The 19,514-nt window shown below is 67.9% G+C and carries 16 protein-coding genes; all 16 read right to left on the reverse strand.

Annotated elements, in window-relative coordinates:
• Window positions 1-525: 525 nt before the first annotated feature.
• A complete protein-coding gene (gene ftsZ, locus AC1DKV_RS26380) occupies window positions 526-1,725 on the reverse strand; it encodes a cell division protein FtsZ (RefSeq protein ID WP_477138338.1) in 1,200 nt (399 codons plus the stop codon).
• A 164-nt stretch (window positions 1,726-1,889) separates the two neighbouring features.
• Window positions 1,890-3,122, reverse strand: coding sequence for a cell division protein FtsA (gene ftsA, locus AC1DKV_RS26385; RefSeq protein ID WP_477138339.1), 1,233 nt, complete (start codon window positions 3,120-3,122; stop codon window positions 1,890-1,892).
• Complete coding sequence (locus AC1DKV_RS26390; RefSeq protein WP_441617867.1) at window positions 3,119-3,991, reverse strand: cell division protein FtsQ/DivIB; 873 nt, start codon at window positions 3,989-3,991, stop codon at window positions 3,119-3,121. The genes ftsA and AC1DKV_RS26390 overlap by 4 nt, the downstream gene beginning before the upstream one ends.
• A 55-nt stretch (window positions 3,992-4,046) precedes the next feature.
• Window positions 4,047-5,030 (reverse strand): D-alanine--D-alanine ligase, encoded by a 984-nt coding sequence (locus AC1DKV_RS26395; RefSeq protein WP_477138340.1) that lies wholly within the window; start codon window positions 5,028-5,030, stop codon window positions 4,047-4,049.
• A complete protein-coding gene (gene murC / locus AC1DKV_RS26400; protein WP_477138341.1) occupies window positions 5,027-6,475 on the reverse strand; it encodes a UDP-N-acetylmuramate--L-alanine ligase in 1,449 nt (482 codons plus the stop codon). The genes AC1DKV_RS26395 and murC overlap by 4 nt, the downstream gene beginning before the upstream one ends.
• A 13-nt stretch (window positions 6,476-6,488) precedes the next feature.
• Window positions 6,489-7,559 carry an undecaprenyldiphospho-muramoylpentapeptide beta-N-acetylglucosaminyltransferase gene (gene murG / locus AC1DKV_RS26405; RefSeq protein ID WP_477138342.1) on the reverse strand — a complete coding sequence of 357 codons (1,071 nt, stop codon included), beginning with the start codon at window positions 7,557-7,559 and terminating at the stop codon, window positions 6,489-6,491.
• A 109-nt stretch (window positions 7,560-7,668) separates the two neighbouring features.
• Window positions 7,669-8,910 carry a putative lipid II flippase FtsW gene (gene ftsW / locus AC1DKV_RS26410; protein WP_477138343.1) on the reverse strand — a complete coding sequence of 414 codons (1,242 nt, stop codon included), beginning with the start codon at window positions 8,908-8,910 and terminating at the stop codon, window positions 7,669-7,671.
• Complete coding sequence (gene murD, locus AC1DKV_RS26415; protein WP_477138344.1) at window positions 8,907-10,433, reverse strand: UDP-N-acetylmuramoyl-L-alanine--D-glutamate ligase; 1,527 nt, start codon at window positions 10,431-10,433, stop codon at window positions 8,907-8,909. The genes ftsW and murD overlap by 4 nt, the downstream gene beginning before the upstream one ends.
• A 56-nt stretch (window positions 10,434-10,489) precedes the next feature.
• Window positions 10,490-11,659, reverse strand: a complete 1,170-nt coding sequence (gene mraY / locus AC1DKV_RS26420; RefSeq protein ID WP_441617879.1) for a phospho-N-acetylmuramoyl-pentapeptide-transferase — start codon at window positions 11,657-11,659, stop codon at window positions 10,490-10,492.
• A 109-nt stretch (window positions 11,660-11,768) separates the two neighbouring features.
• Window positions 11,769-13,202, reverse strand: a complete 1,434-nt coding sequence (locus tag AC1DKV_RS26425; RefSeq protein ID WP_477138345.1) for a UDP-N-acetylmuramoyl-tripeptide--D-alanyl-D-alanine ligase — start codon at window positions 13,200-13,202, stop codon at window positions 11,769-11,771.
• Window positions 13,199-14,737: a UDP-N-acetylmuramoyl-L-alanyl-D-glutamate--2,6-diaminopimelate ligase gene (locus tag AC1DKV_RS26430; RefSeq protein WP_477138354.1), complete on the reverse strand. Its 1,539-nt coding sequence runs from the start codon at window positions 14,735-14,737 to the stop codon at window positions 13,199-13,201. Before AC1DKV_RS26430 ends, AC1DKV_RS26425 begins: the two co-directional genes overlap by 4 nt.
• On the reverse strand, window positions 14,734-16,545 hold the full coding sequence (locus AC1DKV_RS26435; protein WP_477138346.1) for a peptidoglycan D,D-transpeptidase FtsI family protein: 1,812 nt from the start codon (window positions 16,543-16,545) through the stop codon (window positions 14,734-14,736). Before AC1DKV_RS26435 ends, AC1DKV_RS26430 begins: the two co-directional genes overlap by 4 nt.
• Window positions 16,542-16,874, reverse strand: coding sequence for a cell division protein FtsL (ftsL, locus tag AC1DKV_RS26440; protein ID WP_441617885.1), 333 nt, complete (start codon window positions 16,872-16,874; stop codon window positions 16,542-16,544). Before ftsL ends, AC1DKV_RS26435 begins: the two co-directional genes overlap by 4 nt.
• Entirely contained in the window at window positions 16,871-17,866 is a 996-nt protein-coding gene (gene rsmH, locus AC1DKV_RS26445; protein ID WP_477138347.1) for a 16S rRNA (cytosine(1402)-N(4))-methyltransferase RsmH, read from the reverse strand. The genes ftsL and rsmH overlap by 4 nt, the downstream gene beginning before the upstream one ends.
• Before the next feature lie 7 nt (window positions 17,867-17,873).
• Window positions 17,874-18,302 carry a division/cell wall cluster transcriptional repressor MraZ gene (gene mraZ, locus AC1DKV_RS26450; protein WP_477138348.1) on the reverse strand — a complete coding sequence of 143 codons (429 nt, stop codon included), beginning with the start codon at window positions 18,300-18,302 and terminating at the stop codon, window positions 17,874-17,876.
• Window positions 18,303-18,744: 442 nt separating this feature from the next.
• The gene (gene coq7, locus AC1DKV_RS26455; protein ID WP_477138349.1) at window positions 18,745-19,368 is read right to left on the reverse strand and encodes a 2-polyprenyl-3-methyl-6-methoxy-1,4-benzoquinone monooxygenase; all 624 of its coding nucleotides are present in this window, start codon (window positions 19,366-19,368) and stop codon (window positions 18,745-18,747) included.
• Window positions 19,369-19,514: the final 146 nt, after the last annotated feature.

Genomic DNA, 19,514 nt, shown 5'->3' on the forward strand with positions numbered 1-19,514 from the left:
TGTTTAGCATCATAGCGCGCACGCCTGCCGCACCCAAGGCAGCGTACCCCCCGTTGCAGCGTCGGTGTTTTCCGACAGTGCCCGGGCGGCTGCACATTGGCGCATGGAGCGAGGCGTATCGCGCGGCGGCCAGCGCGGCGCGGGCCCGATGCGAATTTCCAGTGCGACTCTAAACCTTAAACCTTAAACCTGGCGCACGCATGAAACCTGCGCCAGGCGCGTTGCGCCGCACTGCGCATGAAAAATGGAATGCGCGCGGCGATCTTGCGATCGCCGCGCGGACGGCGGCACATCCCGGCCGGGAGGGGCGGGAGACCAGTCCGGGGAGGCGGCCGGAGGCACGCCTGTCCCGGCGACGGGATGCGAGCTGAGGGCTTCAGCGCGAGTGCGGCCCAGCTGGCTGCCGCTCAGTTCGGGACCACGGGGCGCAACACGGGCGGATAGGGAGCGCTTGCGTGTTTCGCTGTTCCGGGGCCCCGGCCTGGCAGGCAGCCGGCCTGGAGGCCTGCACCTTGCCGTGCCGACTCAGTCCGCCTGCTTGCGCAGGAAGGCGGGGATATCGTAGGTATCCACACCCTTTTCCTGCAGCGCCGCGACGTGGGCGGACGCCGATTCGCGCGAGCTGCGCCACACCGCCGGCGTGTCCAGGTTGCTGTAGTCCGGCGCGCTGCTGTGGCCTGCGTTCACGGTGTTGGTCATATTGCCCATCATCTGCACCGGCATGTTGTCGGTACCGGTCTTGAGCAGGGTCATCGGCTGCTGCTTCTTGGCCGAACGGCCCAGGCCCGTGGCCACCACCGTCACGCGCAGCGCATCGCCCATGGAGTCGTCGTACACCGTACCGAAGATCACCGTGGCATCTTCCGCGGCATAGCTGCGGATGGTGTTCATGACTTCCTTGGTTTCCGACAGCTTGAGCGAGCGGCTGGCAGTGATGTTGACCAGCACGCCGCGCGCGCCGGACAGGTCCACGCCTTCGAGCAGCGGGCTGGCCACGGCCTGCTCGGCAGCCAGGCGGGCGCGATCCACACCCGACACGGTCGCCGTGCCCATCATGGCCTTGCCCTGCTCGCCCATGACCGTCTTCACGTCTTCGAAGTCGACGTTCACCAGGCCATCCACATTGATGATCTCGGCGATGCCGGCGACAGCGTTGTGCAGCACGTCATCCGCGCACTGGAAGCACTTGTCCATCTCGGCGTCGTCGCCCATCACTTCGAACAGCTTTTCGTTGAGCACGACGATCAGCGAGTCGACGCAGGACTCCAGTTCGCTCGAACCGGCTTCCGCCACCTTGGCACGACGCGCGCCTTCGAACTCGAACGGCTTGCTGACCACGCCCACGGTCAGGATGCCCATTTCCTTGGCAACCTGCGCCACGATCGGGGCAGCGCCGGTACCGGTGMCGCCGCCCATCCCGGCAGTGATGAAGACCATGTGCGCGCCGCGCAGCGAATCGGCGATCTGCTCGCGCGCCTGCTCGGCGCAGTTGCGGCCCACCTCCGGCTTGGCGCCGGCGCCCAGGCCGGTGTTGCCGAGCTGCAGCACGCGCGAGGCACTGGAGCGCTTGAGCGCCTGTGCATCGGTGTTCATGCAGATGAATTCGACGCCTTGCACGCCACGGCTGATCATGTGCTGCACAGCGTTGCCGCCCGCGCCGCCCACGCCAATCACCTTGATGATGGTGCCGTCCTGCAATTCCGTTTCGATCATGTCAAAGTCCATCACTGCCTCCAAGAAGAATCAGCCGCYAAACGCTGCAGCCTCCCCGCCGCAACGCCTGGTTACTGAACAAGAAACCATCAAAAAGAACTGCCTGTTTCAACGGCCTGCCCCCGATCCGGTGGACAGCGCCGCCAATCTTTCAAAGCGCCTGCGCGCCGGCAACGTCAGAAGTTGCCGACGAACCATTCCTTCATGCGGCCCCACACATGCTTGACCGAGCCGCTCTGTACCGCCACCCGGCGCCCGCGCATGCGCTGGACGCGACCTTCGAGCAGTAGTCCCATTACGGTCGAATAGCGCGGACTCTTGACTACTTCGTGCAAATTTCCGCGATATTCAGGCACGCCGACGCGAACTGGTTTGAGGAAGATGTCCTCTCCCAGTTCCACCATGCCGGGCATCATCGCGGTGCCGCCGGTGATCACCACCCCCGACGACAGCAGTTCCTCGTAGCCCGACTCGCGCACCACCTGGTGCACCAGCGAGTACAGTTCCTCGATGCGCGGCTCGATCACCGCGGCCAGGGCCTGGCGCGAGAGCGTGCGGGTGCCGCGGTCGCCCACGCCCGGGACTTCGATCATGTCTTCCGGATCGGCGATGGCCTGCTTGGCGATGCCGTACTGGATCTTGATGTCCTCGGCRTCSGGCGTSGGCGTGCGCAGCGCCATKGCGATGTCGTTTGTGATCTGGTCKCCGGCGATGGGGATCACCGCGGTATKCCGGATCGCGCCTTCGCTGAAGATGGCAATGTCGGTGGTGCCGCCGCCGATGTYGACCAGCACCACGCCCAGTTCCTTTTCGTCCTCGGTCAGYACCGCCAGGCTCGAGGCCAGCGGCTGCAGGATCAGGTCGTGCACTTCCAGCCCGCAGCGGCGCACGCACTTGACGATGTTCTGCGCCGCGCTGACCGCGCCGGTGACGATATGCACCTTCACTTCCAGCCGGATGCCGCTCATGCCGATCGGCTCGCGCACGTCTTCCTGGCCGTCAATGATGAATTCCTGCGTCAGGATGTGCAGGATCTGCTGGTCGGTCGGGATATTGACCGCCTTGGCGGTCTCGATCACGCGCGCCACGTCGGTCTGCGTGACCTCCTTGTCCTTGATTGCCACCATGCCGCTGGAATTGAAGCTGCGGATATGGCTGCCGGCGATGCCGGTGAAGACCTCGGAAATCTTGCAGTCGGCCATCAGCTCAGCCTCTTCCAGCGCGCGCTGGATGGACTGCACGGTGGCCTCGATATTGACCACGACCCCCTTCTTCAGGCCCTTGGACTCCGACTGGCCCATCCCGATCACTTCGTAGCTGCCGTCGGGGCGCAATTCCGCCACCACCGCGGCCACCTTGGAAGTGCCGATATCGAGACCGACCAACAGGTCCTTGTATTCCTTGCTCATCGGTTTTTCTCCGCGTTCTTGCTCTTCAGTCGCGTCGGATTGTTTGTCGGATTGGCGCTGGTCGCGGCAGCCTTGCCCTTGGCGGCCGCCGCGGCCTGTGCATCTGTCAGGAACCGCACGTTGGCCGCGCGGATGGCAAATCCGTTCGGATAACGCAGGTCCGCGTATTCGATCTGCTTGCCCCACTGCTCMGTGACCTGGGGCCAGGCCACCACGAAACGCTTCACGCGCTGCGCCATGGCGTCGCGCTCTTCATCGTTCTGTTCGCGCCCGAATTCCACCACCATGCCGTTGGACAGCCGTGCGCGCCAGGCATAKCGCGCCGACAGCGTGAGTGCCAGCGGTTCGGCCTTGAGCGGCTTGAACCATTCGCGCACGGTTTCGAGCTTGTCCACGACATCGGACTCGCTGTCGGTGGGGCCGTCCAGCGCGAGCAACTGCGCGTCTTCCTCGGCCTCGGCCGGGTTGGCGACGAAGATCTCGCCGTAGGTATTGATCAGGCGGCCGCTGTCGGCGTTGCCCCAGGTGCCGAGCGCCTCGTGCTCCTCGACTTCGACCGCCAGGCCGTTGGGCCATTCGCGCCGAACGCTCGCGCGCCGCACCCAGGGCACGGACTCGAAGCTCTGGCGCGCCTCGTTGAGGTCGAGCGTGAAGAAATTGCCCGTGAGCTTGCCCAGCGCGTTGGCGCGCACGCCCGGCGCGTTGACGTGGCGCAGCGTGCCGCCGTCCATCGGCGACAGCTCCACATGCGTGATGGCGAACACCGGCCGCTGTGCCAGCCACAGCAGGCCGGCGGCGAACGCCATCAGCGCCACCAGCGCGTAGAGCGTGGAGGCGATCAGGTTGAGCAGGCGTGTGTTGTGCCACATGGCTTGGCGCGGTTCCGGTCCGTCAGGTCAGGTTCAATTCAATCGGCGTTCATGCTCAATCAGGTTTCCAGGCGTMGCTCGGATGCAGGTCCAGCGTGGCGGCGGCTGTCACCTGCATCACGAAATCCTCGTAGCTGATGCCCACCGCGCGCGCCGCCATCGGCACCAGCGAGTGGCCGGTCATGCCGGGCGAGGTATTCATCTCCAGCAGGTAAGGCTTGCCATCGGCGCGCAACATCACGTCGGCGCGCGCCCAGCCGCGGCACCCCAGCACGCGGAAGGATTGCACCGCCAGGCGCCGGACTTCGGCTTCGACGTCGTCCGGCAGGCCCGACGGGCACAGATATTGGGTATCGTCAGTAAAGTACTTATTTTGATAGTCATAATTCGCGCCGGGCGCGACGATGCGGATCACCGGCAGCGCTTCGGCGGTGGCGCCCTCCCCCACGATGGGGCAGGTCAGCTCGGCGCCGTCGATGAATTCCTCGGCGATCACRTCGTTGTCCAGCGCCGCCGCCTTCTCGAAGGCGGCCTGCATCTGGCCTGCCTCGGTGACCTTGGTCAGGCCGATGGACGAGCCTTCGCGCGCCGGCTTGACGATCAGCGGCAGGCCCAGGTCGGCCGCCACGGCGGCAAAGTCGGTATCGGCGTGCAGCATGGCGAAGCGCGGCGTCGGCAGGCCGTGCGTCATCCACAGGCGCTTGGTGGCCTGCTTGTCCATGGCCATTGCGGAAGCCAGCACGCCGCTGCCGGTGTAGGGCACGCCCAGTTGCTCCAGCAGGCCCTGGACGGTGCCGTCCTCGCCATAGCGGCCGTGCAGCGCGATAAAGACGCGGTCGAAGCCCGCCGTGGCCAGCTCGGCCACCGACTGCAGCCCCGGATCGAAGCCGTGCGCATCCACGCCGCGCGATTGCAGGGCAGCCAGCACGCCGTTGCCGGACATCAGCGAGATCTCGCGCTCGGCCGAGCGGCCACCCAGCAGCACGCCGACCTTGCCGAGCGATTTCGGATCGATATTGGGATGGGCGACGAAGCTCATGCCTGGCCTCCCGCTTGTTGCGAGACTTGTTGCGAAACCAGTTGCCCCGGCACGCCGCCGATGGTGCCGGCGCCCATCGTCACGACTACATCGCCGGGCCGGACGGCGTTCAGGATGGCTTGCGGCATTTCGTCGATCTGCTCCACGAATACGGGTTCAACCTTGCCCGCCACGCGCAAGGCGCGTGTCAGCGCGCGGCCGTCGGCGGCCACGATGGGCGTCTCGCCGGCGGCATAGACCTCGGCCAGCAGCAACGCGTCCACGGTGCCGAGCACCTTGACGAAGTMCTCGAAGCAATCGCGCGTGCGGGTGAAAYGATGCGGCTGGAACGCCAGCACCAGCCGGCGTCCGGKAAACGCGCCRCGCGCGGCGGCCAGCGTCGCGGCCATCTCGACCGGATGGTGACCGTAGTCGTCGACCAGCGTGAAGGTGCCCTCGGCCTTGGCTTGCCCGCCTTGCACATTGAGGCAGGCAACCTCGCCGTAGCGCTGGAAGCGCCGGCCCACGCCGTGGAATTCGCGCAGCGCCTTGACGATGGCGGCGTCGGCCACCTCCAGCTCGGTGGCGATGGCGATGGCGGCCAGCGCGTTCTGCACGTTGTGCATGCCGGGCAGGTTCAGCACCACGTCCAGCGGCGGCTCGGCGTGGCCGTTGAGCTGGCGCAGCACCGTGAAATGCATCTGGCCGTCGACCGCGCGCGCGTTGACCGCACGGATCTGGGCGTCTTCGGCGAAGCCATAGCGCACGATCGGCTTGGACACGAAGKGCATGATCTCGCGCACATTGGGGTCGTCCACGCACAGCACGGCGATGCCGTAGAACGGCAGGCGCTGGGTGAACTCCACGAACGCCTGCTTGAGCCGKGCGAAATCGTGCCCGTAGGTGTCCATGTGGTMGGCGTCGATATTGGTGATGACCTCGATCACCGGGAACAGGTTGAGGAACGACGCGTCCGATTCGTCGGCCTCGGCCACGATGAAGTCGCCCGTGCCCAGGCGTGCGTTGGCGCCCKCCGAGTTGAGCCGGCCGCCGATCACGAAGGTGGGATCGAGCCCGCCTTCGGCCAGCACCGAGGCCACCAGGCTAGTGGTGGTGGTCTTGCMGTGGGTGCCGGCGATGGCCACGCCCTGCTTGAGGCGCATCAACTCGGCCAGCATGACCGCGCGCGGCACCACCGGGATGCGCTTGGCGCGCGCGGCCAGCACCTCGGGGTTGTCGCCGGTGACGGCCGTGGACACCACCACGGCATTGGCGCCGTTGACGTTGCCGGCATCGTGGCCGTGCATCACGGTCGCGCCGAGCGAGGCCAGCCGCCGCGTGGCAGCGTTGCTGCCCACGTCGGAGCCCGAGACCTTGTAGCCCAGGTTCAATAGGACTTCCGCGATGCCGCTCATGCCGGCGCCGCCGATGCCTACGAAGTGGATATTCTTGACAATGTGCTTCATGAATCCGTTTGTTTCAGTCCCTGGCCATCTGGCTGCAGATCTCGGCCACGCGCCGGGTCGCTTCCGGCTTGGCTAGACCGCGCGCCTGGTGCGCCATCTCTTTGAGTCGGGTCCGCGACAACGAGGCCAGCATCTGTGCCAGCCCGCTCGCGGTCAGTTCGTTCTGCTGGACCAGCAAGGCGGCGTCCTGTCGCGACAGGAATTGCGCATTGGTGGTCTGGTGGTCGTCCACGGCATGGGGAAACGGCACGAACAGTGCCGCCACCCCCGCCGCCGCCACCTCGGACACGGTCATGGCGCCCGCGCGGCAGATCACCAGATCCGCCTCGGCATAGGCGCCGGCCATGTCGTCGATAAAGGGCAAGGCTTCCGCCTGCACGCCGGCAGCCTGGTAGTTGGCGCGCAGCGTATCGATCTGCTTGGCGCCGGCCTGGTRCTTCACCAGCGGCCGCTCGCCTTCCGGCAGCAGCGCCAGCGCCTTGGGCACGACCTCGTTGAGGGCGGCCGCGCCCAGGCTGCCGCCCACCACCAGCAACCGCAGCGGGCCGCTGCGGTTGTCGTAGCGCTGGTCGGGCGCGGTCATGCGGGCCAGTTCCTCGCGCACCGGGTTGCCGGTCCACTCGCTGTCGGGCAGCGCGTTGGGGAAGGCGCACAACACGCGATCCGCCACCCTGGCCAGCACCTTGTTGGCCAGCCCGGCGATGGAATTCTGCTCGTGCAGCACCAGCGGGCGCCCCAGCAKCGAAGCCATCATGCCGGCCGGGAAGGTGATGTAGCCGCCCATGCCCAGCACCACGTCGGGCCGCACCCGGCGCAGCGCGCGCAGGCTCTGCCAGAACGCGCGCAGCAGGTTMAACGGCAGCAGCAGCTTGGTCAGCGGCCCCTTGCCGCGCAGGCCGCCGAACTGGATAAACTCCATCGGGATGTCGTACTTGGGCACCAGCGTGGCTTCCATGCCGCTGCGGTTGCCCAGCCACACCACGCGCCAGCCCTGCTCGCGCAACGCGCGCGCGACCGCCAGCCCGGGGAAGACATGCCCCCCGGTGCCGCCGGCCATCACGAGCAGGGTACGCGTGCCGCTCATACCTTCCCTCCACGCATCATGGATGAATTCTGGCTGCGGCCGCTGCGCTTAACTTCCTGCTTGCGCAGGAAGTTAGCCTTCGCCGAAATCACGTGCTGCTGCGCGCCGGTCATACCTTCCCTCCACGCATCATCACGCGATTTTCGTAATCGATGCGCAAGAGAATGGCCAGCGCAATGCAGTTCATCAGGATGCCCGAGCCGCCGTAGCTCACCAGCGGCAGGGTCAGCCCCTTGGTCGGCAGCAGGCCCAGGTTCACGCCCATGTTGATGAAGGTCTGCCAGCCGACCCACACGCCGATGCCCTTGGCCACCAGGCCGGCAAAGGTGCGGTCGAGCTGCAGCGCGGTGCGGCCGATCTCGAAGGCGCGGCGCACCAGCCAGTAGAACARCACGATCACCACCAGCACGCCCACGAAGCCGAATTCCTCGCCGATCACGGCGAGGATGAAGTCGGTATGCGCTTCGGGCAGGTAGTGCAGCTTCTCGATGCTGCCGCCCAGCCCCACCCCGGTCCATTCGCCGCGGCCGAAGGCGATGAGCGAATGGGTGAGCTGGTAGGCCTTGCCGAGCGCGTTGGCTTCTTCCCACGGGTTGAGGTAGGCGAAGATCCGCTMGCGCCGCCAGGGCGAGGCCGTGATCAGCAGCGCGAACGCGCCCACCGCCACGCCGACCAGGCCGGCGAACAGCTTGCCGTTGATGCCGCCGAGGAACAGGATGCCCATGGCCACCGTGGCCACCACCAGGAAGGCACCCATGTCGGGTTCCAGCAGCAGCAGCATGCCCACCACCACCACCGCCACGCCCATCGGCAGGAATCCCTTGCCCACGTTCTGCATCCACTCCTGCTTGCGCACGGTGTAGTTGGCCGCGTAGAGCACCACCGCCAGCTTCATCAGCTCGGAGGGCTGGAAGTTCATGATGCCGAGCGGGATCCAGCGCCGCGCGCCGTTGACGCCCTTGCCCACGAAGGGCACCAGCACGATCACCAGCAGCAGCAGCGCGATCAGGAACAGCTTGGGCGCATAGCGGTCCCAGAACTTGACCGGGATCTGGAAGGCCAGCAGGCCGCCGCCCAGGCCGACGAACAGCGCGAACGCGTGCCGCGTGAGGAAATGGCTCTCGCGGTAGTTGGCGTAGCGCGGCGAGTCGGGCAGCGCGATCGAGGCCGAATACACCATCACCAGGCCGAGCGCGAGCAGCACGATCGACACCCACAGCAGGGGCTGGTCGTACTCCATCATGCGCGAGCGSGTGGGCTTGACGCCGGACACCGCGTMGCGCAGGCCACCCCAGGCATTGCCGATGGTGGCGCCGATAAACCCGCTGCGCTTGACCTGAGCGTCGCTCATGGCAGGATCCCCCGGGACATCGCCAGTTCTTCCACCGCGGCGCGGAACACTTCGGCGCGGTGCACGTAGTTACGGAACATGTCGAGGCTGGCGCAGGCCGGCGACAGCAGCACCGCGTCGCMACCCTGCGCCGCGCTTGCGGCCAGCGTGACGGCCTGCTCCAGCGTGGCCGCGTCGGCCAGCGTCACGCCGGTGCCTTCCAGCGCCCGGCGCAGCTCGCCGGCGTCCTTGCCGATCAGCACCACGGCGCGCGCGTACTGCGCCACGGGAGCCGCCAGCGGCGAGAAATCCTGCCCCTTGCCTTCGCCGCCCGCGATCAGCACCACGCGCTTGTCCAGGCCCGACAGCGCGGCCACGGTCGCGCCCACGTTGGTGCCCTTGCTGTCATCGAAATACTCGACGTCGTCCACCGTGGCGACCCACTCCACGCGGTGCGGCTCGCCGCGATATTCGCGCAGGCCGTGCAGCAGCGCATTGAGCGGCAGGTCGAGGGCGCGGCACAGCGCCAGCGCGGCCATGGCGTTGGTGGCGTTATGCATGCCGCGGATATGCAGCGCGTCGGCCGGCATCAGGCGCTTGTGGCGCACCGRCACCGCGGACTCGGCCTCGGTGGCGGCGGCCTTGCGGCGGCGCGGCTTGTTCTCGCCCTCGGCCTCGCTGTCGGCTTCGGCGATCACCAGCCAGGGCATGCCACCCTCGCGCAGCACGCCGAAACTGCCTGGTGTCTCGGGCAGGTCGGTGCCGAACGTGACGGGCGCGGTGCCGCGGCGGGCCATCTCCATGCTCAGGCGGTCGTTGCGGTTGAGCACCTGCAGGCAGCCGGGCTCGCCGGGCGCGGGAGCCGCGCCGAAGATGCGCGCCTTGGCCGCGGCATAGGCTTCCATGCTGCCGTGCCAGTCGAGATGGTCCTGCGTGATATTGAGCACCGTGGCCGCATGCGGCGCCAGCGTGTGCGTGGTTTCCAGCTGGAAGCTGGACAGCTCCAGCACCCAGACTTCGGGCAGCGTGGCCGAGGCGATGCACGCGGCCAGCTTGTCCAGCGCGGACGGGCTGATATTGCCGGCCACCGCCACCGTCTTGCCGGCGCGCTCGACCAGGCGGCCGGTCAGCGCCGTCGTGGTGGTCTTGCCATTGGTGCCGGTGATCGCCAGCACCTTGGGGGCGTAGCCGGACTCGGCCCGCAGGTGGGCCAGCGCCCGGGCGAACAGCTCGATCTCGCCCCACACCGGGATGCCGCGCTCGCGCGCCGCCGCCAGCAGCGCGGCAGTGGCGGGCTCGGCCGGCGACAGGCCGGGGCTGATCGCCACCAGGCCGATGCCGTCGAGCAGCGCCATGCCGAACGCGCCGCCGATGAATTGCGCCGAAGGCAGCTCGGCCTGTAGGAAGACCAGGTTGGCGGGAGCCTCGCGCGTGTCCGCGACGCGCACGGGGGCGCCGTACTGGCCGCACCAGCGCGCCATCGCCAGCCCCGATTCGCCGAGGCCCAGCACCAGCACATGAGGTTTCTGCAACTCGCCAAACACTTCGTATTCCGCCCTTTGTGTAATTACGTTGATTCCGTCTGGATAAAGCCGCCGCGTCAGCGCAGCTTCAGCGACGACAGCCCGATCAGCACGAGCAGCATGGTGATGATCCAGAAGCGCACCGTCACCTGCGTCTCTTTCCAGCCCGACAATTCAAAGTGGTGATGCAGCGGCGCCATCTTGAACAGCCGCCGGCCCTCGCCGTAGCGCCGCTTGGTGATCTTGAACCACGTGACCTGCAGCATCACCGAGAGCGTTTCCACCACGAAGATGCCGCCCATCACGAACAGCACGATCTCCTGACGCACGATCACGGCCACCGTGCCGAGCGCGCCGCCCAGAGCCAGCGCGCCCACGTCGCCCATGAAGACCTGGGCAGGGTGGGCGTTGAACCAGAGGAAGGCCAGGCCCGCCCCCGCCAGCGCCGAACAGAAGATCAGCAACTCGCCCGCCCCGGGAATATGCGGGAACAGCAGGTACTTGCTGTAGACCGAACTGCCCATGACGTAGGCGAAGATACCCAGCCCGCTGCCGACCAGCACCACCGGCATGATCACCAGCCCGTCCAGGCCGTCGGTCAGGTTCACGGCATTGCTCGAACCCACGATCACCAGGTAGGTCAGCACGATGAAGCCGGCCACGCCCAGCGGATAGCTCACTTCCTTGAAGAACGGCACAATCAGGTTGGACTTGTAGGGCATGTCCAGCGACAGGCCGCCTTCGACCCAGCCCAGGAACAGGTCCCACACCCGCACATTGCTGCTTTCMGACACCGAGAACGCCAGGTAGACCGCGGCCACCAGGCCGATCAGGGTCTGCCAGAAAAACTTTTCGCGGCTCGACATGCCGCGCGGGTCGCGATAGACCACCTTGCGGTAGTCGTCCACCCAGCCGATCGCGCCGTAGCCGAAGGTCACCAGCATCACCACCCAGATAAAGCGGTTGCCCCAGTCGCACCACAGCAGCGTCGAAATGGCGATCGACACCAGTACCAGCACGCCGCCCATGGTGGGCGTGCCGGCCTTGACCAGGTGCGACTGCGGACCGATGGTGCGCACCGCCTGGCCGATCTTCAGCTCGGTCAGCTTGCGGATCACCCACGGGCCGAGGCCGAGGCCGATCAACAGCGCGGTGAGGTTGGCCATCACCGCGCGGAAGGTCAGGTAGTTGAAGACCCGCAGGAAGCTGTAGTCGTTTTGCAGCCACTGGGCCAGAGCCAATAACATCGTGTTCCGTATTCCTTTCGACAACCGCCCGGCGGCGCCGGGACTTACKATTGCTTGAGATTGTCTGAGACAGCTTGAAACCGCCTGGTCAAGCCTTGCTAACCATCGGTCACGCTTTACGCGCGGACGTGTCTGCGACCAGCGCATCCACCATCCGTTCCATGCGCATGAAACGCGACCCCTTCACCAATACCGCGCCCGCCCTGGCCACGGTGCCATCCTTGTCTTGCGCCAGCGTGTCCGCCAGCGCTTCGGCGCTGTCGAAATACCGTGCCTGGCCGCCGCCCTGCGCGCCGAAGGCACGCACTGCGTCGGTCATGGCGGCGCCGGTACCCCACAAGGCCTCGATGCCGCGCGTGGCGGCGTAGGCGCCGATCTCCGCGTGGAAGGCCGGGCCCTGGTCGCCCACTTCGCCCATGTCGCCCAGCACCAGCAGGCGCGGCGCGGCAAACCCGGCCAGCACGTCGATGGCGGCGCGCACGGAATCCGGATTGGCGTTGTAGGTATCGTCGATCACCAGCGTGCCGCCGGTGCTGTGCTTGACCTGCAGGCGGCCCTTGACCGCCGCAAACCCGCCCAGGCCGGCCTGGATMGCCTCATGGCTGACACCGGCCGCCAGCGCGCAGGCGATCGCCGCCAGCGCGTTGCGTACGTTATGCGTGCCCAGCACCGACAGGCGGACCTCGAAGGCACCGCCCGGCGCGCTGACCTGCATCACCTGCACGCCGTCGTCCAGGCGCACGTCGGCGCGGACATCGGCGTTCGCGTCGAGGCCGAACGACAGCACGCGCCGCGTGCCGGCCGCCTGGCGCCAGACGCCGGCATGCGCGCCGCCGCCCTCGGCGTCGAGCGGGAATACCGCCGCGCCGTCGGCGGGCAGCGCCGCGATGGCCGCCGCATGTTCGTGCGCCACGGCCTCAACGCTCACCATGAATTCCTGGTGCTCGCGCTGGGCATTGGTCACCACGGACACGGTGGGCTGGGCGATGCTGGCCAGGTAGACAGTCTCGCCGGGATGATTCATGCCCAGCTCGAGCACGGCCAGCCGGTGCGCCGCGCACAGGCGCAGCACCGTCAGCGGCAGGCCGATGTCGTTGTTCAGGTTGCCGCCGGTGGCCAAGCGGGCGCCCTCCCCTACCGCCGCCGCGAAGATCGCGGCGATCATTTCCTTGACCGTGGTCTTGCCGTTGCTGCCGGTCACGGCCACGGCGGGCAGGCCGAAGCGGCGGCGCCAGCCCGCGGCCAGCTCGCCCAGCGCCAKGCGCGTGTCGGGCACCACGATGGCCGGCAGGCCAAGGGCCGCGTCGGGCTCGCGCTCCACCAGCACCGCGGCGGCACCGCGCGCGGCCACATCGGCCAGGAAATCRTGGGCRTCGAARCGCTCGCCCCTGAGCGCGACGAACAGGTCGCCGGGCTGGACCGTGCGGCTGTCGGTCARCACGCGCGAAAAGCTGCGCGCGCCCGCATCGGCGGGGCCGCAAACGCGCGCGCCGGCGATCCAGCCGGCGGCTTGCTGCAGATTGGTCATCATGTTCTGGTTCATGCCGACACCCCGCGCGTACCCAGCGTCAGCCGGACATGCTCGCGATCGGAGAACGGCCGCTTGCGGCCGTGCACTTCCTGGGTGGCCTCGTGTCCCTTGCCGGCCACCAGCACCACGTCCGCCGCGGCGGCGTGCCTGATGGCGTAGAGGATGGCGGCGGCGCGGTCTTCGATCAGGTGGGCGCGGCCGCGGTCATCCATGCCGTCGGCGATGGCGTCCAGGATATCCAGCGGGTCCTCGCTGCGCGGGTTGTMGCTGGTCAGCACGACATCGTCGGCCAGGCGCTCGGCCACCGCGCCCATCAGCGGGCGCTTGATCGGATCGCGGTCGCCGCCGCAGCCGAACACGCACCACAGCCGGCCGCCGCGGGCCTGCGCCACCGGGCGCAGCGCCGCCAGGGTCTTTTCCAGCGCGTCGGGCGTATGGGCGTAGTCGACCACGGCCAGCGGGCCGTCCTGGCCACCGCCGAACAATTCCATGCGGCCGTCGACCGGCCTGAGCCCGCGCAGCGCATCGACGGCGGCTTGCCATGCGATGCCGTTGGCGAGGGCCGCGCCGAGCACGGCKAGCAGGTTGCTGACGTTGAAGCCGCCGATCATCGCCGTGGCGATGTCGGCGCTGCCGAAGCTGCCGTCCACATGGAAGGCGGTGCCGGCGGCGGTGGCGCGCACGCCGCTGGCGCGCAGCCACTGGCCGCCCTTGCGTGTTGCCGCCGCGGGGCCGTCGACGCCGTACTCGATCACCTGCGTGGCGGCCTGCTGGCCGGCCAGCAGGCGGGCGCCCATGGCATCGTCGCGATTGATCACGGCGGCGCGCAGGCCCGGCCACTGGAACAGCAGCGCCTTGGCTGCCTCGTACTCGGCCATGGTGCCGTGGTAGTCCAGGTGGTCTTGCGTCAGGTTGGTCAGCACCGCCACGGCGAAGTGCGTGCCGGCCACGCGGCCCTGCTCGAGGCCGTGCGACGACACTTCCATCGCCACCGCGCGCGCGCCGGCGCCGTGCAGTCCGGCCAGGCTGTCCTGCAGCTGCACCGCGTCGGGCGTGGTGAAGCCGGTGGCGACCAGCGCGTCCGGAAAGCCGGTGCCGAGCGTGCCGATGGTGGCGCAGGGCTTGCCCGTTGCCTGCAGCAGCCGCGCCAGCCATTGCGCGCACGAGGTCTTGCCATTGGTGCCGGTGATGCCGGTCACGGCMAGGTCGCGCGTGTCATTGCCGTACCAGCCGGCCGCGATCGGGCCCGCAAGCTGGTGCAGGCCGGACACGGCCAGGTGCGGCACCGCCTCGCCATGCGGCCAGTCGAAGCCGTCGGCCTCGCAGATCACGGCGCTGGCGCCGCGCGCGATGGCCTGGGCGATATGCGGGCGCGCGTMGGTCGACAGGCGCTGGTTGCCCAGCACGTAGGCGAAGAAGACATCGCCCTGGGTCAGCCGGCGCGTGTCACCCGTGAGCCTGGCGCCGGCCGGCGCGTGCCGGCGCAGCCAGGCCAGCGCATCGGCAGCCTGGGCGGCGATTTCGAGGGGAAGCAGTTGCCGGCTCATTGTGTCGCGCTCCACGGCTCGCTTTCCTGGACCTTGTCGCTCACCACCAGCTGGCGGATCGGCGAATCGGGCTGCACATTGAGCGCCCGCAGCGTGCCGCCGGTGATGGCGGCGAATGCCGGACCCGCGACGGCGCCGCCATAGTGGCTGCCCGAGGTGGGCTCGTCCACGCTCACGGCCACGATGATGCGCGGGTTGGACATCGGCGCCAGGCCGATGAACGAGGCGCGGTACTTGCTGCGGTCGTAGCCGCGGCCGACGTGCTTGTAGGCGGTGCCGGTCTTGCCGCCGACCCGGTAGCCCATCACCTGGGCCTCGGGCGCGGTGCCGCCGGGCGCGGTCACGGTCTCGAGCATGCCACGCACCTGGCGGGCCACTTCGGGAGACAGCACGCGTTCGCCGGTGACCGGGCCGTTGTTGCGGAACATGGTGACCGGGATCAGCTCGCCGTCATGGGCGAACACCGTATAGGCGTGCGCCATCTGGAACAGCGACACCGACAGGCCGTAGCCGTAGGACATGGTGGCCTGTTCGATCGGCCTCCAGCTCTTGAACGGACGCACCCGGCCGGCGACCGCGCCGGGAAAGCCGAGCTTGGGCGCCTGGCCCAGGCCCACGCTGGTAAACATGTCCCACATCTCCTGCGGCTTGAGCAGCATCGAGATCTTGGTCGTGCCGATGTTGCTGGATTTCTGGATGATGCCGGCCACGGTCAGCGCCCCGTAGTTGTGGGTGTCGCTGATGGTGGCGCCTTCATAGTTGAACTTGCCGGTGGTGGCGAATACCGTCGACGGCGTCACCCGCTTGAGCTGCAGGGCCAGCCCGATCGTGATCGGCTTCATCATCGACCCCGGCTCGAAGGTATCGGTCAGCACGCGGTTGCGCAGCTGCTCGCCGGACAGGCGGGTGCGGTCGTTGGGGTTGTAGGTCGGCCAGTTGGCCAGCGCCAGCACCTCGCCGGTCTGCGCGTCGAGCACCACCGCGCTGGCCGCCTTGGCCTTGCTGCGCTCGACGATGGCCTTGACCTCGTTGAAGGCCAGGTACTGGATCTTGGCGTCGATGGAGAGCTGCTGGTCCTCGCCATCGCGCGGCGTCTTGAGGATGCCGACGTCCTCCACCACGCGTCCAAGGCGGTCCTTGATCACCTGGCGCGCGCCGGACCTGCCGGCCAGCACGGGCTCGCGCGCGAGCTCCACGCCTTCCTGGCCGCGGTCCTCCACGTTGGTGAAGCCGACGATGTGCGCCATCGCCTCGCCTTCTGGGTAGAAGCGCTTGTACTCGCGGGTCTGGTGGATGCCGTCGATCTTGAGTTMGGCGATCTTGTCCGCGGCATCGGGCAGCACCTGGCGCTTCAGGTAGACGAAGCTCTTGTCTTCCGTAAACTTGCGGCGCAGTTCCTTGTCGCTCATGTCGAGCAGCTTGCCCAGCTGGCGGATCTTGTCCGCGTCGATCTCGTCGGGCACGTCTTCGGGGACCGCCCAGATGGCCTTGACCGGCAGGCTGGTKGCCAGCACCAGGCCGTTGCGGTCGAGGACCTTGCCGCGCGTGGCGGGCAGCTCCAGCGTGCGCTGGAAGCGCTTCTTGCCTTCGGCTTCGTAGAACTGGTTGCCCGGCCCCTGGATCCACAGCGCGCGCGCAGCCAGCGCGACGAAGGCGGCGAACATCATGAACACCACCATCTTCGAGCGCCACATCGGCAAGCGCAGGCCGAGCACGGGGCTGGCCGCGAACTGGCCGCTGCGCGGACGCGAGGCATTGCCGCGGGGCTGGCCGCGCTGGGCGTGCTGCGAAGGCCGGGCGATGGTCATGGCTTGCTCCCCTCGGGCGCCGAGGCCGCCGTCGCGGCCGCGGTTGCGGCCGGCTGAGGCTCGAGCACCACGCCGGCCAGGTATTGGGTCCTGCCGGGAAGGACCGGCGTCATCTTGAGCTGGGCGCGGGCCGCATCGGCAATGCGCGCGCTCTTGCCGAGCGCGCTTTGCTGGTACTGCAGGCGCGACCAGTCGATGTCGAGCTGCTTTTCTTCCGCCTGGGCGCGCTCGAAGGCGACGAACAGCGTGCGCGCCTGGTGCTGCGCGCTCACCAGCGAGAGCGCGCACAGCATCAACGCGGCGAGCAGGAAGAAGGTCAGGCGGTTCATGCGCGGCCAGCCTGTGCGGGCGCGCTCGCCGGCAGCTTCTCGGCCACGCGCATCACGGCGGAGCGCGCGCGCGGGTTGGCGGCGATTTCCTCGGCGCCCGGCTTGACCCGGCCAAGCAGCTTCAGCGTGGGCTGCGGCAACTRGTCAGCGCGCAGCGGCGCGCGGCGCAGGGCCGGATCGGCATCCTGCTGCGGACGGGCGTGTGCCTGCATGAACCGCTTGACGATGCGGTCCTCGAGCGAATGAAAGCTGATCACCACCAGCCGCCCCCCGGTCTGCAGCAAGTCGTACGCCGCGCTCAGCCMGCTTTCGAGGTCCGCAAGCTCTTGATTGACGTGAATCCGTAGAGCCTGAAAGGTGCGGGTCGCAGGGTCCTGACCCTTCTCGCGTGTTTTGACGGCTTTCGCCACGAGCGCGGCAAGCTCGGCAGTAGTGGTGAGCGGTCCGCCATGGCCKGGTTCGCTCCTGCGAGCAACAACCGCCTTTGCAATCTGTACAGCAAACCGTTCTTCCCCATAGTCCCGTATCACCCTCGCGATGTCGTGCTCTTCCGCCTGCGCCAGCCACTGCGCGGCGGTGATGCCGCGCGTGGTGTCCATGCGCATGTCCAGCGGTCCCTCGAAGMGGAAGGAGAACCCCCGCTGCGCGTCGTCGATCTGGGGCGAGCTGATCCCCAGGTCGAGCAATATCCCGGTCACCTTGCCGCGGCCCGCCAGCCGCTCGGCCATGTCGGCGAAGCTGGTGTGCTCAATGGAGAAGCGGGCATCCTCGATGGTGCCCGCCTCTGCGATTGCTGCCGGATCCTTGTCGAAGGCCACCAGTGCCCCGGCCGGCCCCAGCCGGGCCAGTATTGCCCGGCTGTGCCCCCCTCTGCCGAAGGTGCCGTCCACATAGACGCCATCCGGCCGCCAGACCAGGGCTTCGACAGCCTCGTCCAGCAACACGGTGCGATGGCGCAGGGCGGTGGTCCCCGGCGATTGGGTTGAGCTCATGACCTCGTCAGAAAGAGAAGTTCTTCAATGCATCCGGCATGCCCTGCGCCATCGCCTGCTGTTCCTTGGCGGCGTAGGTTGCGGCATCCCAGACTTCGAAATGGCTGCCCATTCCAAGCAGCATGACTTCCTTGTCGAGCAGGGCGGCGCCACGCAGCTCGGGCGCGATCAGCACCCGGCCCGCGCCGTCCATGTCGACATCCGCCGCGTTGCCCAGGAAGATGCGCTTCCACCAGTGCGCGTCCATCGGCAAGGCAGCGATGCGGGCACGGAAGTTTTCCCATTCAGGGCGTGGAAACAGCAGCAGGCAGCCGTCCGGGTGCTTTGTCAGCGTTACCCGGCCCTCGKCCTGCTGTTGCAGCGCTTCACGGTGCCGCGCCGGGATGGACATCCGGCCCTTGGCATCCAGTGACAGCGCCGATGCGCCCTGAAACAAGCTTGCTCCCGATCCGCGCCAACCGATCTACGCCGGCTGGCGTGTAAACCCCGTAAAGCCGACGTTTGGGGGATGATCCCACGGCCAGCCCGCTTTTTCACACAAAAATACACTTCCTCACACTATTTCCCACTTTAGAGGAAGCGATTTGGCGGGTCAAGGCTCGCCGCAAGGCAACAAACCGGGTTTTTTTAATCAKAACAATGACTTAGCACGCACTCTTCACGCACCGAAAAAGTGAATCCCTAATGAAATGAAGATCTTATGGAGGAAAGCAGAGAAACCACCTGAGAACAACCGGGGAAGGAACTGCCTGCAGCACGAAAATCAGCCTCGCGGGACCGATGGAAGGATACAACGTTTTGTCGTCTACCCTGCGTAAGCGGGGGCCCGACGCCGGGGGCGGGCGACATCGCCGGGCGCCTCTCGCCCTGCCGGCCGGTCAGATGCGGTAGGCGGCCGTGGTCATGACGCGGGACGCGGCCCGCATCATCGCGCGCACCGGCGCAGGCAGCGGCATGCCGCCGGCATCCCGGGCGGCGGCGCCGTGGCGCGCTTCGTCGTCGCGCATCTGCTCCAGGATCGCGCGCGAGCGCAGGTCGGCGGGAGGGATCTGCCCGAGATGGCCATTGAGGTGCTGCTCGACCTGGTTCTCGGTCTCGGACACAAAGCCGAGGCTGACGCGGTCGCCCGCGCGGCCGGCGGCCCAGCCGATGGCGAACGCGCCGGCGTACCAGAGCGGGTTGAGCAGGCTGGTGCGCGAGCCCAGTTCGCGCAGGCGCTCGGCGCACCAGCCGAGGTGGTCTTCTTCCTCGCGCGCGGCCTCGTCCATCTGCGCGCGCACCTGCGGGGTCCGGGCGGTCAGCTTCTGCGCCTGGTAGAGAGCCTGCGCGCAAACCTCGCCGACATGGTTGATGCGCATGAGCCCGGCCACGTGGCGGCGCTCTTTCTMGTCGAGCGGGTCGCCTTCCGGCGCCAGGCCCGCCGCGGGATTGTCCCGGCTGGCCCGGGTCACGCCCGCGATCGCGCGCAGGGCCACATCGAATTCGCGAATCAAGTTATCCATGGATGCATGCACTCGTGATGGCTTCCGGGCGTGTCCTTCGACGCTGCCGGMACAAGGTMCGGACCTGCGTGGATTCACCCTCGGGATTTCCCGCATTGTACCGTGACCGCCCTGCAGGCCGCGCCGCGCCTGGGCCTGCAGGTGCC

This window comes from Cupriavidus sp. 05T41, from assembly GCF_056396525.1.